This is a genomic window from Streptomyces sp. A1277, assembly GCF_004795015.1.
GTDB lineage: Bacteria > Actinomycetota > Actinomycetes > Streptomycetales > Streptomycetaceae > Streptomyces.
This window is the reverse complement of the sequence record NZ_SSBI01000039.1, coordinates 39162-52532: the sequence shown is the minus strand read 5'-3', so window position 1 is coordinate 52532 and position 13371 is coordinate 39162. Positions and strand designations below refer to the sequence as shown.

Here is a 13371-nt window from a genome sequence, read left to right as displayed (position 1 = left end):
TTGGCTCAGAGTCTCCGGAGTCCGTCGCGAACAGCGGCCAGTACGCTCATGTGGGCACCGCCGGACGCCCGGGCCACCGACAGCGGGGCCCGGGCGATCAGAAGGCCGGAGGCGACCAGGTCCGCCAGAAGGATCTTGGTCACCGAGACCGGCAGATCGAGGTCCGCCGATACCTCGGCGACCGCGGCGGGGCGCCGGCAGCGCTCCAGGATCAGCCGGTGCTCCGGCTGGAGCCGGCCCGGACGGACCGGCGCTCCGTGTGCGTCCCGCGGATCGTGCGCGGTCGTCAGCACGGTGATGAGGGTGAGGTCGTCCCGCTCGGGCGCGGTCCGGCCGTGGGTGATGGTGTACGGGCGCACCATCGTGCCCGCCCCGTCCTCCCCGTCGTCGAACTCGTCCTCGCGGTAGGGCCAGTGCGTGGTCACGCGCGCGGCCCGTTCCCGGTGCCGAAGGCGTCGAAGTCGCTGCGCGCCGGGGTACTGAGCTTCTGGCCGACCTGCAGGACGAGGTTGTGCATGGCGAGCGACATGACCTCGGCGTCCACCTCCTGCGAGGCGACGACGGCCAGGTGCGTGCCCTGGCCCGCCGAGATGATGAAGAGCCACAGGTCCGACAGCTCGACGATCACCTGGTGTACGCCGCCGCCGCCGAAGAGCTGGCCCACACCGCGGGCCAGGCTCTGCTGGCCGGTGCAGATCGCTGCCAGCCGTTCGGCGTCGGCCCGTTGGACGGTGCGCGAGTGGCTCACCACCAGGCCGTCGTCGGAGAGCAGCACGGCGTTCCGGGTCTCGGCCACCGAGTCCACCAGGCCGTCGAGCAGCCAGTCGAGGTCCTGGCGAGTGGCGGTTGTGCGTGTCATGTCCGTTCTTCTCTCGTGAAGAGGGGGGCGGAGGGATCGGGCTGCTTCGGCGGCTCGTCGGTCGCGCGCGCGGCGCGGGACCGGCGCTGGAATGCCCCGATGGCGGCACCGGCGCGGTGGGGGGCCGCGCGGGGCGGCGGGTTTTCGGAGCGGCTCGACGGTGGGGCCGCGCCGGCCGGGGCGGCCGGGGCGATCCGCAGTTCGTCCGCGAGGCTGGCCTGGCGGACCCGGCGCGGCAGCGGGGGCTCACCGGCGGGCGGAACCGGGCGGTCGGGTTCGGCCGGCGGCGGGCCGGCCTGTCCGGTGGCCGGTTCCGGCTGCCGGGGCCCGGGCAGCGGGAAGCCGGCCGCGTCCGAGGTGCCCGTCACATACGTGCCCGGGTAGGGCCGCTGGGGAGCCGCGAACGGATCTTCGGACTCCGGATACGGCTGGTGCGGCACCGGGTACTGGCCCTCGGCCGTCATGTACGGCTGCTCGGCGTCCGCGTACGCGTCGGCGTGGGAGCCGTAAGCGGTGCCGTCGTACGTGTCCTGGTGGCCGACGCCGTACCCGCTGTCGTCCTGGTGGCCGTACGCGCGGCCGTCCGTCCCGTCGTACGGGGAGTCGGCCGCGGTGTGGCCGTACGCACCGGCGTAGGACGGGTCCTGGTGCTCCAGGTCGCCGAACGGATGGTCGACGGGGGCCGGCGGCGTCTGCTCCTGCCGGTCGTGGGAGGGCTCCTCTGCCGCTGCGTGAGGCGGGCCGGCGGTCTCGAACGGCGCGCGCGGCGCGTGCAGGGCCGTGACCCCGGCGAGGGCCTGGCCGCGGCCCCGGCTGGGCAGGGCTTCGGTGTCGCGGAGCGGGGCGGGGGCCGGGGCGGTGTCCTCGGCCCCGGGGGACGGGACGGCCACCGGGCCGGAGTGCGGACCGGGGACGGTGAGCGCGTCGGGGACGAGCACGACGACCCGGGTTCCGCCGAAGGCCGAGTTGCGGAACTCCACCCGCAGGCCGTACTGGCCGGCGAGGCGCGCGATCACGTAGAGGCCCAGCCGGATGTCGTCGGCGTGCGCCAGCACGTCCATCCGGGGCGGCCGGCTCATCAGCTCGTTGGCCGCGGCGAGCTGGTCCTCCTCCATGCCGAGCCCGCGGTCCTCGACCTCGATGGCCAGGCCCCGGCTCACCCGGGCCGCCCTGACCTCGACGGGGCTGGGCGGCCCGGAGAAGGTGAGGGCGTTCTCGATCAGCTCAGCCAGCACGTGGGAGACCGGTCCCACGGCCCGCTCGGCGAGCCACGGGGAGCCGTCCAGGTCCAGCACCACGCGCCGGTAGTCCTGCACCTCGCCCTGGGCGGACCGCATGACGTCCAGCAGCGGTACGGGCTTGCGCCAGCGCCGGTGCGGGGAGCCGCCCGCGAGGATCACGAGGTTCTCCTCGTAGCGCCGGAGCCTGGCGGTGAGGTGGTCGAGGTCGAAGAGGCCGTCCAGCACCTCGGGGTCCTCGTGCTTGCGCTCCAGCTCGTCCAGCTTCTTCAGCTGCTGGCCGATCAGCTGCTGCGTGCGTCGCGCGATGCGTTGCAGCAGCCGCTCGAAGCCGCGGTGCTGGTCGGCCTGGTCGACGGCCGCCCGCAGGGCGCTGGTGCGGGCCAGGTCGAGCGCGTTGCCGAGCTGGGCCAGCTCGTCCGACGTACCGCTCCCGCCTTCCTGCCCGATGGCTCGGGCTTCGGCCTCGACGTCGATGCGTTCGCCCCTGCCGAGCCGCTCGACGACGTCGGGCAGCGCTCGCTCCAGCTCCTCGGCCCGCTCCTGGAGCCGGCTGATCCGGCGGCGCAGATTGCGGGAGAGACGCCAGGTGAACCAGATGACCGCGATGACGGCGGCGAGGCCGACGACCGTGGTGACGACGACCTTGATCAGCAGCGAGACGACACTGTCCTTGCCCTCCGCGACCACCCCGTCGGTGCGCTGCTCCATCAGCTTCACCAGCTGGGGCGTGACCTCGTCCATCGCTGCGCGCCAGTCCGCCTCCTTCGCGCCGAGGGGGACGAAGCCGGCGTCCGGGGCGGCCGGCCGCAGCACCTGGGTCTCCACCCGGGTCTTGGCCTTCCAGGCGGAGCTGTCGAAGACCTCCTGCCACCTGGCCTTCTCGTCCGCCGGAAGGTAGGGGACGATCTGGGTCGAGTACTGGAAGGACTGGGCGGAGACCGCCTGCCGGACCTCCTGGAGATCCGCGGTGCTCAGCTTGCCGCCGGCCCATCCGCGGGCGAGCAGGGCATCCGAGCGCGAGATCATCTCCTTCGCCCAGAAGAGGTCGACCAGCGGCTGCGAGACCGTGGTGACCCGGCCGTTGTCCACATGGCTGAGCGCGGTGAAGAGCTTCAGGTCCACGGCGATCAGGTCCGTGTAGTAGCCGTACACGGCCTTCTGCTGGTCGTTGTCGCCCTCGTCGACGAGGGTGCGCTGCGCCGGGAGTTGGGTGATCGCCGAACGGGCCTCACCGACCGCGTCCCGCACCTCGCCGGGGGCGTCGTCGGTGGCGATGTCGGAGAGGGACTGGAAGCCGGCGATCGCGTCGTCGGTCAGCTTGCGCTGCTTGCGCAGCGCGTCGGTGGCACCCCCGCCGCGGGCCAGCGCCTCGGCGCTGAGCCGCCGCTCCTCCTGCAGGTTGTAGTACACGATGTTGGACGGCTGGCCGGCCTTCTGGGCCAACTGCCCCTGGGCTGCCTGCTTCTGGAAGTCGAGCAGAGTCTGACCACTGGTGACGGCCCAGAGGGCGGCCAGGGCTACACCGGGGACGACGGCCAGTACGAGCAGGGCCGTCCTCAGTGACATGGTGGTCGAGCTGCTCCGCCGTGACACGCGCGTGCGCAGGGCATGCTCCTTGACGTGGTGCCAGCCTTACGACTGGTCAAATCCATTGAGAACTAGGACGGATAGATATTAGTCACAGTGCAAAAAGGGAATGAAAGTGGGCTCACATGTGCAACACCGGTCGAGCACACCATCATCACGCATGCGCGCATCCGCCGAGCGTGTGACTCCGTGACCCTTCGCTGCCGCACATGCGGTGCGCCGAGCGACCGCCCCGCCGGCCACCGCAACCGATCCAGCGGGCCGCCCGGGGTGCGGCGCGCCGTACGGGTGAAGCGGGCCCGGGGATATATCTGTATTTAGTGCTCCTTGTCCGCTCTGTAGTCCCGCGCACCCTGCCACCCGCCGCCGCGCCCCGCCTCCCTGCCGCATGACCGCGCTCATCGTCAGCCACTTCCTCCTCGCGGCCTGCGCGCGTCCGCTGGTGCGATGGCTGGGGACGCGCGCCTTCCTCGTCCTCGCGCTGCCGCCCGCCGCCACCACCTGCTGGGCCTTCACCCAGTGGGACACGGCCGCGTCCGGCGCCTCGGTCACCTGGTCGTGGGCGTGGATGCCCGACTACGGGGTCTCCGTGGACCTGCGCCTGGACGCCCTCGCCGAACTGATGGTGCTGCTCGCGGCCGGCGTCGGCACGCTCGTCCTGCTCTACTGCGCCTCCTACTTCAGCGACGACACCCCGCGGCTGGCCGGATTCGCCGGGAACCTGCTCGCCTTCGCCGGGGCCATGCTCGCCCTCGTCCTCAGCGACGACCTGATCTCGCTCTACGTCTTCTGGGAGCTGACCACCGTCTTCTCGTACCTGCTCATCGGGTACGACAGCGAGCAGCGGCACAGCCGCCGCTCCGCCCTCCAGGCGCTGACCGTCACCACACTCGGCGGGCTCGCCATGCTGATCGGCTTCCTGATCGTCGGTCAGGAGGCCGGTACCTACCGGATCTCCGCGATCCTGGCCGACCCGCCCCCGGCCGGCGCCGCCGTCGAGGCCGCCGTCCTGCTGATCCTGTGCGGGGCGCTGTCCAAGTCGGCGGTCTGGCCGTTCAGCCTCTGGCTCCCCAACGCCATGGCGGCCCCCACCCCCGTCAGCGCCTATCTGCACGCCGCCGCCATGGTGAAGGCCGGTGTCTACCTGGTCGCCCGGCTCGCCCCCGGCTTCGCCGACGTGCCCGCCTGGCGGCCCGTCGTGATGGTCCTCGGCGGCGCGACGATGCTGCTGGGCGGCTGGCGGGCGCTGCGGCTGAACGACCTGAAGATCGTCCTCGCCTACGGAACCGTCAGCCAGCTCGGCTTCCTCACCCTGCTCGCCGGCATCGGCAACCGCGACCTCGCGCTGGCCGCCGCCGCGATGATCCTCGGGCACGCCCTGTTCAAGGCCCCGCTCTTCCTCGTCACCGGCATCGTCGACCACGCGGCCGGCACCCGCGACCTGCGCAGACTCTCCGGCGTCGGACGCGCGCTGCCGCACGTCTGCGCCGTCGCCGTGCTCGCCGCCGCCTCCATGGCCGCGCTGCCCCCGCTGCTCGGCTTCGCCGCGAAGGAGGCGGCGTTCGAGGCGCTGCTGCACGGCGACGCGGCGGACCGCTGGGCGCTGGGCGTCGCGGTGGTGGGGTCGATGCTGACCGTCGCGTACACCGTCCGGTTCGTCTGGGGCGGCTTCCTGCGCAAGCCGGGCGTGCCCGACACCCCGGTCCACCGGATCGGCCCGGCCTTCCTCGCCCCGCCCGCCGTGCTCGCCCTGTGCGGGCTGGTGCTCGGGGCCGGCGCCGGCTGGACCGACCGGCTGCTGAGCGCCTACGCCGACGCCTTCCCCGCCTCCCACCACCCCTACCACCTCGCGCTCTGGCACGGCTGGGGCACCGCCCTGCTGCTCTCGGCCGTCGCCGTGGCCGGCGGCGCGCTCCTCTTCGCCGGACGCGACACGGTCACCCGGCTCTCCCGGCGCATCGCCTGGCCCACCGCCGACAGCGTCTTCGGCCATGTGCTCCTGGGCCTGGAACGCCTCTCCCTCCAGGTCACCGGCTTCGTCCAGCGCGGCTCGCTCTCCGTGTACCTCGCCACCACCCTGCTGGTGATGCTCGCAGGACAGCTCGCCGTGCTCGTCGCCGACCGCCCCTGGCACGGCGCGAGGGCCCCCCGGCTCTGGGACGTACCGCTGCAGGGCGCCGTCGCGGTGCTGACCTGCGCGGCGGCCCTGCTCTGCCTGACCGTCAGACGGCGCATGAAGGCCGTGGTGCTGGCCGGACTCACCGGATACGGCACCGCGCTGCTGTTCGTCGTCCAGGGCGGCCCGGACCTCGCGCTCACCCAGTTCTGCGTGGAGACCGTGTCCATGATCGTCTTCGTGCTGGTGCTGCGGCGGATGCCGGTGCACTTCCAGGAATCGGTCAGCTCCTGGCGGCGGGCCGTGCGCATCCCGGTTGCCCTCGCCGCCGCCGCGACCCTCGGCGTGGTCGTCTGGGTCGCGGGCGCCGCGCGCACCGCGCCCCCGGCGGGCGCCGCCATGGTCGAGGAGACCGCGCACCACGGCCTCAAGGACGTGGTCGCCACGATCCTGGTCGACCTGCGCGCCTGGGACACGATGGGCGAGTCAGCCGTCCTCGCCGCCGCCGCGATCGGCGTGACCAGCCTCATCTACCTGCACCGCCGCGCCGAGGGAACGGCGGCGCCCCAGGAGGTACGGGGGCGCACCGCCTGGTCGGTGACCGCCGCCCCGCTGACCGGGGTGCCCCGGGGCGACGAGGGGGCGCCCGAACGCGGCTGGCTGGCGGCCGGCGGCACCCTCGCACCCGAGCACCGGTCGGTCGTCTTCGAGGTGGTGACGCGGCTGCTGTTCCACCCGGTCCTGGTGCTCTCGGTGTACCTGCTGTTCTGCGCCGAGAACATGCCCGGCGGCGGTTTCGTCGGCGGCCTGGTCGCGGGCCTCGCCCTGATCACCCGGTACCTGGCCGGCGGCCGCTTCGAACTCGCCGAGGCCGCGCCCCTGCAACCCGGCCTGTTCACCGGCCTCGGCCTCTTCCTCTCCACCGGGGTGGCCCTGCTCGGCCTCACTGACGGAACGGTCCTGCACGCCTGGACCCACCACGGCCACCTGCCGCTGATCGGCGACTACGAGTTCGGTACGCCGGTGATCTTCGACTGCGGGGTCTATCTGCTGGTCCTGGGCGTCGTCCTCGACATCGTGCGGGCCCTCGGCGCGAAGATCGACCGCCAGATCGAGCGGGCGGCCGCCGAGAAGGCCGCGGGCCGCGCCGCCGGACCCGAGCACGGGACGGGGGAGGCCACCCCATGACCGTCAGCGCCTCGCTCCTCGCCACCGCCGCGGTCCTGTGCGCGGTCGGCGGCATCCTCATGCTCACCCGGCCCCTCACCCGCATCCTGCTCGGCGCGGTCATCGCGGGCAACGGCATCAACCTGCTCATCCTGTCCGCCACCGGGTCGGCCGGACGCGAACCGCTGCTCTACGGCGTCGACCTCGCCCGGGTCACCGACCCCCTGCCCCAGGCCATCGCCCTCACCGCGATCGTCATCACCCTCGCCACCACCGCGTTCCTCCTCGCCATGGCCTACCGCGCCCACCAGCTCACCGGCACCGACGAGGTCCACGACGACCTGGAGGACCGGCGCATCGTGCTGCGCGCCGAGGTGCTGGGGGAGCGCGACGAACTGCGCGAGCGCTTCCGGGCCGACGGCGACCGCTCGGCCGAGACCCGCCGCCGCTACCGCGAGGACCGCCGCAGGCTGCGGGCCCGGCTGCGCGCCGACCGCGCCCTCCAGGCCAGGGGCCGCGACGCCACCGGCGACCTGTGGCACGACGTCCTCGGCGCGGACCCGGAGGACTACGCCGAACGGGACGAGGGCCCGGCGCCCGACACTGAGAACGCGGCAGACCCCGGTGCCGGCAGCCCGGGTGACCCCGGTTCCGAGAACCCCGGAGACCCCGACTCCGAGAGCCCAGGAGGCACCGGATGAACGCGATCGTCCCGCTGCCGGTGCTGCTCCCGCTCTGCGCCACCGGGCTGAGCCTCGCCTTCGGCACCCGGCTCAAGCGGTTCCAGCGCTTCATCAGCGTCGCCGTGCTCACCGCCGTCCTCGGGCTCTCGGTCACCCTGATGATCGCCGCCGACACCGAGGGCCCGCTCTCCGTCCACCTCGGCGACTTCGCGCCGCCGCTCGGCATCACCCTCGTCGCGGACCGGCTCTCCGGCCTCATGCTGACGATCTCCTCGGCCGTCACCCTGTGCGTCCTCGTCTACTCCCTGGGCCAGGGCATGGCCGACCGCGACGAGGAGACACCCGTAGCGGTCTTCCACCCGGCCTACCTGATCCTGGTCGCCGGGGTGTCGTGCACCTTCCTCGCCGGCGACCTGGTCAACCTCTACGTCGGCTTCGAGATCATGCTCGTCGCCAGCTTCGTCCTGCTGACCCTCGGCGGCACGGGGCCCCGCATCCGGGCGGGCTCCACCTACGTGATCATCTCGCTGTTCTCCTCGATGCTCTTCCTCACCGCCATCGCCATGACGTACGCGGCGACCGGCACCGCCAACTTCGCCCAGCTCGCCGGGCGCCTCGCGGACCTCCCGCTGGGCGTCCAGACGCTGATCCAGGCCATGCTGCTGACGGTCTTCGCCATCAAGGCCGCCGTCTTCCCGCTCGCCGCCTGGCTCCCCGACTCCTACCCGACCGCTCCCGCCCCGGTCACCGCCGTCTTCGCCGGGCTGCTCACCAAGGTCGGCGTCTACTGCATGCTGCGCACCGAGACCCTGCTCTTCCCCGGCAACCGGCTCGGCGACCTGCTGATGGCGGCGGCGCTCGCCTCGATGGTCGTCGGCATCCTGGGGGCCGTCGCGCAGACCGACCTCAAGCGGCTGCTCTCCTTCACCCTCATCAGCCACATCGGCTACATGGTCTTCGGGATCGGCCTCGCCACCCGGGAGGCGTACGGCGGGGCGATCGTCTACGTCGTCCACCACATCACCGTCCAGACGACGCTGTTCCTGGTCGCCGGGCTGATCGAACGCCGGGGCGGCACCACCGAACTGACCCGCCTCGGCGGCATCGCCCGCGCGGCCCCCGCGCTCGCCGTCCTCTTCTTCGTCCCCGCGATGAACCTGGCAGGCATCCCGCCGCTCTCCGGCTTCATCGGCAAGCTCGGCCTGATGCGCGCGGGCATCGCCGACGGCGGGGTCTGGGCCTGGATCCTGGTCATCGGCGCCACCGCGACCAGCCTGCTGACGCTGTACGTCATGGCCAAGGTCTGGAACCTGGCCTTCTGGCGGGCCGCGCCCCCGGGCCAGGCCGCCGCCGGCACGGTCCTGGAGTCCGACGACGACAGCGACGACGACGACTCCGACGAGGGCCCCGACCGGATGCCCGGCACCGGCGACGAGGGCGTACGCGTGCGCCACCAGCCGGCCGGGCTCGCGGTCGCGGCGACCCTGCACGGCCGCGCCGTCACCACCACCAGTGTGCTGCCCCGCCCGATGACCTGGGCCACCGCCGCCGCGGTCGCGCTCGGGCTCGCCTTCACCGTGTTCGCCGGACCGCTGACCTCGTACACCGACCGCTCGGCCGCCGAACTCCTCGCCCGTACCCCCTACATCGAGGAGGTGCTCGGCCGGTGAGACGCCTCGTCACCTTCTCCTTCCGGAACAAGGACCTGCCGCCCTTCAGCGCCGCCTTCGGCCGTCGCCGGGTGCTCGACCTCCCGCTCGTCGCCTGGCTCACCGTCATCTGGGTGCTGCTCTGGTCCAGCCCGAACTGGGCCAACCTGCTCACCGGGGCCGTGGTCGCGGTGGCCGTCTGCCTGGCCTTCCCGCTGCCCAAGGTCGACCTCGGACTGCGGCTGCACCCCTGGGGCATCCTGCGGCTGAGCGGCTATCTGCTCTACGACATGTACACCTCCGGCGTGAAGGTGACCCGGCAGATCCACGGCCGGCACCCGCGCCGGGCGGCCGTCATCGCCGTACCGCTGCGCTGCCGCTCGGACCTGATGCTCACCGCGGTCGCCGTCGCGGTGTCCAACGTGCCCGACGGATCGGTCGTCGAGGTGCGCCGCGCCACCGCCACCGTCTTCGTGCACATCCTGGACGGCCGCCCCACCGAGCTGGCGGCGGCCAGGCGGTCCGTCTGGCGCATGGAGGAGCTGATCGTACGGGCCTTCGGCACCCGCGACGAGATCGAGCGGGTCGCCGCACCGCCCCCGGAACCGCAGCACACCGGCGAGCGGCCGGGAGACCAGGAGGAGGGCACATGAGCGCGCCGGAGACCGTGGACCGGGTGCTGCTCGTCGCAGCGGTCGTCGTGACCGTCGTCGCGGGCGCGGCCCTGCTGGCGCGCATCTGGCGCGGCCCCTCGATGCTGGACCGGGCCATCGCGCTGGACGTCTGCGCAGCCCTCATCATCGCCGGGCTCGGCGCCAAGTCGGCCTTCGCGCGCGACCCGTTCTACTTCCCGATCATGCTGGTGCTGGCCTTCCTCGGCTTCACCGGTTCGGTCGGCATCGCGCGCTTCATCGCCGTACGCGACCGGCCGCCGGGCCACCCGCACGGGGAGCGGGCCCGGCACGGCGGCGAGGAGCGGCCATGAGCGTCTGGCTCCAGATCCTCGACACGGCGGGTGCGGCACTGGTGCTGATCGGCGCCGCCATCTGCCTGCTCGGCGTGATCGGCATGCTGAAGCTGCCGGACGTACTCTCCCGCAGCCATGCCGCGACCAAACCGCAGGCCCTGGGCATGCTGATCGTCCTGGCCGGTGTGGCGCTGCGGCTGCGCAGCGGCATGGACCTCGCCACGCTCGCGCTCATCGGCTTCTTCCAGCTGATGACCGGACCGGTGGCGGCGCACCTGGTCGCGCGCTCCGCCTACCGGACCGGGCAGGTCGACCACGACGAGCTGCTCTTCGACGAACTCGACGAGCAGCTCACCGAGGAGCGCTGACCCGGCGCCCGGCTGCGACAGGGCCTACGGCGAACCGGCCGGGCGGATGTTGGCGAGCCCCAGTCCGAGGTCGCGCCCGGTACCGCGCACCCGGCGGGCCGTTCCGTCCTCCATCACCCGGGCGAGGAGGGCGAGCGCGTCGGCGACCCGGGCCCGGTCGTCGCCGAGCCCGGCCAGCAGCTCGGACTCGATGTCCACCTGGCGCGGGAAGATCGCGTCGATCGCCGCCTTGCCGGACTCCGTGATGGTCACCAGAGCGGCCCGCCGGTCGGCCGGGTTCGGGGTCCGCTCGATGTGGCCGCGCTTCTCCAGCTTGGCCAGCGTCTTGCTGACCCCGGCCCGCGACAACCCCATGTCGTCGGCCAGCCGGCGGGCGATGGCGGGCTCCGTGGCGTACCGCAGCGGAATGAGCAGGTCCGCCTCGGGGGCGGTCAGCGGGGCGCCCTCGTAGAGCGGTTCCAGGGCGCGGTCGAACAGCGCGGAGACCTGTTTGACCAGGGCCACGACCTCCATGGCGGAGACGTCTAGCCCGGGATTGTGGCTGACCCACGCATCGCGTACGCCGTCGGTATGGGGCTGCACCGGCACTCCTTCGTCGAGCGGCGAGCCTACCGAACCGCCACTTTGTCAACTAGTGAACCATCGGTTACCTTTTTCGTCATGCTCTCCCGTCCCCCCGCCTCCGACGAGGCGATACAGCAGCCCGCACCACCCGTGCCCCCCGGCCGGACCTCCGCCCTGATCGCCGTTCTCGGCGCGCTCACCGCCGTCGCCCCGCTCGCCACCGACATGTACGTGCCCGGCTTCCCCGCCATGGGCGACGCGCTGCACGCCGGCGGCTCGGCCGTACAGCTCACGCTCACCGCGTTCCTGGTCGGCATGGTCGTGGGCCAGCTGCTCATCGGCCCGGTCAGCGACGGCTGGGGCCGCCGCCGGCTCCTCATCGCCGGAGCGGGCGGCTTCGTCCTCTTCTCCCTGCTGTGCGCCGTAGCCCCGAACGTGGAACTGCTCACCGCGGCCCGCTTCCTCCAGGGCTTCGCGGGAGCCGCCGGCATGGTGCTCGCCCGCGCCGTGATCACCGACTGCTTCCACGGCGCCGACGTGCCCCGCTACTTCGCGCTGCTCTCCCAGATCCTCGGCATCGCGCCGATCGTCGCACCCGTCGTCGGCGGCGCGGTCCTCTCGGCGTCGACCTGGCGCGCGGTCTTCGTCGTCCTCGCCGTGATCGGCGCGCTGCTGTTCGCCGCCGTGGTCAGGAAGGTCCCCGAGACGCTGCCGCCCGAGCGGCGGCACGGCGGGGGCCTCGCCGGCACGTTCCGCACGATGGGCACGCTGCTCACCCGCCGCGCGTTCATGGGGTACGTGCTCGTGCTCGGCTTCACATCGGCGGCGCTGTTCGCCTACATCAGCGGCTCCAGCTTCGTCTTCCAGAACGTGCACGGCGTATCGCCGACCGTCTACTCGCTGATCTTCGCGTCGAACGCCGTGGGCATGCTGATCGGCGGGGTCACCTTCGCGCGGCTCGCCGCCAGGGTCCGCCTGAACACACTCCTGATCCTCGGACTCGCCGTCTCCGGCACCGGGGCCGTCGCCCTGCTCGTGGTCCCCGCCCTGGCCGGGCAGAGCCTCGCCGTCAGCTGGATCTGCCTGTTCGTCGCCATGTCAGGCGTCGCGCTGATCTTCCCCGCCACCATGAGCATCGGCCAGAACCTCGGCCGGGAAGCGCCCGGGGCCGCCTCGGCGCTCATCGGCGGCCTCCAGTTCCTTTTCGGCGCCGCCGCCTCCCCGCTCGTCGGCCTCTTCGGTGAGGACACCGCGACCCCCATGGCCGTCATCATGCTCGCCGCCCTCGCCCTGGCCGGCCTCGCCCTCGTCCTGCTCGCCCAGCCGTGGCGGGCGCACGGCGAGGTCACCGCCGAGCCGCGCGGCGACGGCCTGCACTGACGGCCTCGGCGCGCGGGGGGCCGTACCGGCCTTGCCCGCGCGCCGGCAGGGGCGCCCTACCGCCCGGCCGGCTGCGGGGCCGGGCGCTCCAGCGGTGTGCGCCGGATGCCGGTGATGACCCAGGTGCCGCCCTGTTTGGCCAGGCTCACCGTGCGGTGCTCGGTGTACGGGGTGCCCACCGCGAGCCCGCCCTTCTTGAGGTAACCCGGGTCTCCCGCGGTGAACTCGAAGACGGTGTCCATCTCGGCCTTGGCGGTCCTGCGGTCCCGGTAGACGGTGGACCGGTACCAGGCGACCTTCTCCTGACGGGTGGCCAGCTTGTTGTCCCGGAAGAGCGCGGTCACCTCGGCGCCGTAGTCCTGGGCCTCCAGGGACTTGCGGAACGCGGCGCCGTAGAAGGCGAACTCGCTCTTCACGCTCCCGGCCACCGATGTGCTGCTGCGGTCGTCGACCGTGCCCGAGTGGAGCACCACGGTCCGGCGGATCGCGGTGACGTCGGGGTCGTCGTCCGCCAGGGTTTCGAGGGACTCGCCCCCGTCCCCGATGAGCGTCCAGAGCGACCGGTTCTCCGGGCCGGTGGGCGGTCCGGCCTGTGCTGTGGCGGGCGGTCCGGCCTGTGGTGTGGCGGGGGAGTGCGCCGCGTCCGGGCCCCCGGCGTCACAGCCACTGGCGAGCAGCAGGGCGAGCGCGGGCAGGACGAGACGGGCGGCGGGACGGAGGGCGTGGCGGCGTGCGCGCATGGGCGGAGCTCCTGGGTGGGGGCGCGCCCCGGTGCCCGGGGCGCGCCGTG

General features: G+C 73.0%; 12 protein-coding genes. 7 read left to right on the top strand and 5 right to left on the bottom strand.

Features of this window, described 5'->3' with window-relative positions:
- Positions 1 to 5 precede the first annotated feature (5 nt).
- From E6R18_RS24005 to E6R18_RS23995, 3 genes are read right to left on the bottom strand one after another with little or no spacing between them, the layout of a single operon-like run.
- Positions 6 to 425, bottom strand: a complete 420-nt coding sequence (locus tag E6R18_RS24005; RefSeq protein WP_136318979.1) for a DUF742 domain-containing protein — start codon at positions 423 to 425, stop codon at positions 6 to 8.
- The gene (locus tag E6R18_RS24000) at positions 422 to 859 is read right to left on the bottom strand and encodes a roadblock/LC7 domain-containing protein (protein ID WP_136318978.1); all 438 of its coding nucleotides are present in this window, start codon (positions 857 to 859) and stop codon (positions 422 to 424) included. Before E6R18_RS24000 ends, E6R18_RS24005 begins: the two co-directional genes overlap by 4 nt.
- Positions 856 to 3666 carry a nitrate- and nitrite sensing domain-containing protein gene (locus E6R18_RS23995; protein ID WP_136318977.1) on the bottom strand — a complete coding sequence of 937 codons (2811 nt, stop codon included), beginning with the start codon at positions 3664 to 3666 and terminating at the stop codon, positions 856 to 858. Before E6R18_RS23995 ends, E6R18_RS24000 begins: the two co-directional genes overlap by 4 nt.
- 409 nt (positions 3667 to 4075) lie before the next feature.
- Here E6R18_RS23995 and E6R18_RS23990 point away from each other — a divergent pair, with 409 nt between their 5' ends.
- Genes E6R18_RS23990 through mnhG form a run of 6 tightly spaced genes read left to right on the top strand, consistent with a single transcriptional unit; the run spans position 4076 to position 10637 of the window.
- Complete coding sequence (locus E6R18_RS23990) at positions 4076 to 6991, top strand: Na+/H+ antiporter subunit A (RefSeq protein WP_136318976.1); 2916 nt, start codon at positions 4076 to 4078, stop codon at positions 6989 to 6991.
- Positions 6988 to 7671, top strand: coding sequence for a Na(+)/H(+) antiporter subunit C (locus E6R18_RS23985; protein ID WP_136318975.1), 684 nt, complete (start codon positions 6988 to 6990; stop codon positions 7669 to 7671). Before E6R18_RS23990 ends, E6R18_RS23985 begins: the two co-directional genes overlap by 4 nt.
- Positions 7668 to 9323, top strand: coding sequence for a Na+/H+ antiporter subunit D (locus tag E6R18_RS23980; protein WP_136318974.1), 1656 nt, complete (start codon positions 7668 to 7670; stop codon positions 9321 to 9323). Before E6R18_RS23985 ends, E6R18_RS23980 begins: the two co-directional genes overlap by 4 nt.
- Positions 9320 to 9955 carry a Na+/H+ antiporter subunit E gene (locus E6R18_RS23975; RefSeq protein WP_136318973.1) on the top strand — a complete coding sequence of 212 codons (636 nt, stop codon included), beginning with the start codon at positions 9320 to 9322 and terminating at the stop codon, positions 9953 to 9955. The genes E6R18_RS23980 and E6R18_RS23975 overlap by 4 nt, the downstream gene beginning before the upstream one ends.
- Entirely contained in the window at positions 9952 to 10287 is a 336-nt protein-coding gene (locus E6R18_RS23970) for an MrpF/PhaF family protein (RefSeq protein WP_136318972.1), read from the top strand. Before E6R18_RS23975 ends, E6R18_RS23970 begins: the two co-directional genes overlap by 4 nt.
- Positions 10284 to 10637: a monovalent cation/H(+) antiporter subunit G gene (mnhG, locus tag E6R18_RS23965; RefSeq protein WP_136318971.1), complete on the top strand. Its 354-nt coding sequence runs from the start codon at positions 10284 to 10286 to the stop codon at positions 10635 to 10637. Before E6R18_RS23970 ends, mnhG begins: the two co-directional genes overlap by 4 nt.
- 24 nt (positions 10638 to 10661) lie before the next feature.
- Here mnhG and E6R18_RS23960 read toward each other — a convergent pair whose 3' ends face one another.
- Entirely contained in the window at positions 10662 to 11219 is a 558-nt protein-coding gene (locus tag E6R18_RS23960; RefSeq protein ID WP_206308387.1) for a MarR family transcriptional regulator, read from the bottom strand.
- Positions 11220 to 11297: 78 nt separating this feature from the next.
- Between E6R18_RS23960 and E6R18_RS23955 the strand changes: the two genes are divergently transcribed.
- Entirely contained in the window at positions 11298 to 12581 is a 1284-nt protein-coding gene (locus tag E6R18_RS23955) for a multidrug effflux MFS transporter (RefSeq protein WP_136318970.1), read from the top strand.
- Between the two features lie 56 nt (positions 12582 to 12637).
- On the opposite strand, the gene E6R18_RS23950 is transcribed toward E6R18_RS23955, so the two are convergent.
- Positions 12638 to 13321, bottom strand: coding sequence for a hypothetical protein (locus tag E6R18_RS23950; protein WP_136318969.1), 684 nt, complete (start codon positions 13319 to 13321; stop codon positions 12638 to 12640).
- Between the last annotated feature and the right edge of the window lie 50 nt (positions 13322 to 13371).

Bases quoted from the DNA above. Each gene is read 5' to 3' on its own strand.
- E6R18_RS23995 (WP_136318977.1), bottom strand. From the start codon at position 3,666: ATGTCACTGAGGACGGCCCTGCTCGTACTGGCCGTCGTCCCCGGTGTA.
- mnhG (WP_136318971.1), top strand. From the start codon at position 10,284: ATGAGCGTCTGGCTCCAGATCCTCGACACGGCGGGTGCGGCACTGGTG.
- E6R18_RS23985 (WP_136318975.1), top strand. From the start codon at position 6,988: ATGACCGTCAGCGCCTCGCTCCTCGCCACCGCCGCGGTCCTGTGCGCG.
- E6R18_RS23955 (WP_136318970.1), top strand. From the start codon at position 11,298: ATGCTCTCCCGTCCCCCCGCCTCCGACGAGGCGATACAGCAGCCCGCA.
- E6R18_RS23990 (WP_136318976.1), top strand. From the start codon at position 4,076: ATGACCGCGCTCATCGTCAGCCACTTCCTCCTCGCGGCCTGCGCGCGT.
- E6R18_RS23980 (WP_136318974.1), top strand. From the start codon at position 7,668: ATGAACGCGATCGTCCCGCTGCCGGTGCTGCTCCCGCTCTGCGCCACC.
- E6R18_RS24000 (WP_136318978.1), bottom strand. From the start codon at position 859: ATGACACGCACAACCGCCACTCGCCAGGACCTCGACTGGCTGCTCGAC.
- E6R18_RS23950 (WP_136318969.1), bottom strand. From the start codon at position 13,321: ATGCGCGCACGCCGCCACGCCCTCCGTCCCGCCGCCCGTCTCGTCCTG.
- E6R18_RS23970 (WP_136318972.1), top strand. From the start codon at position 9,952: ATGAGCGCGCCGGAGACCGTGGACCGGGTGCTGCTCGTCGCAGCGGTC.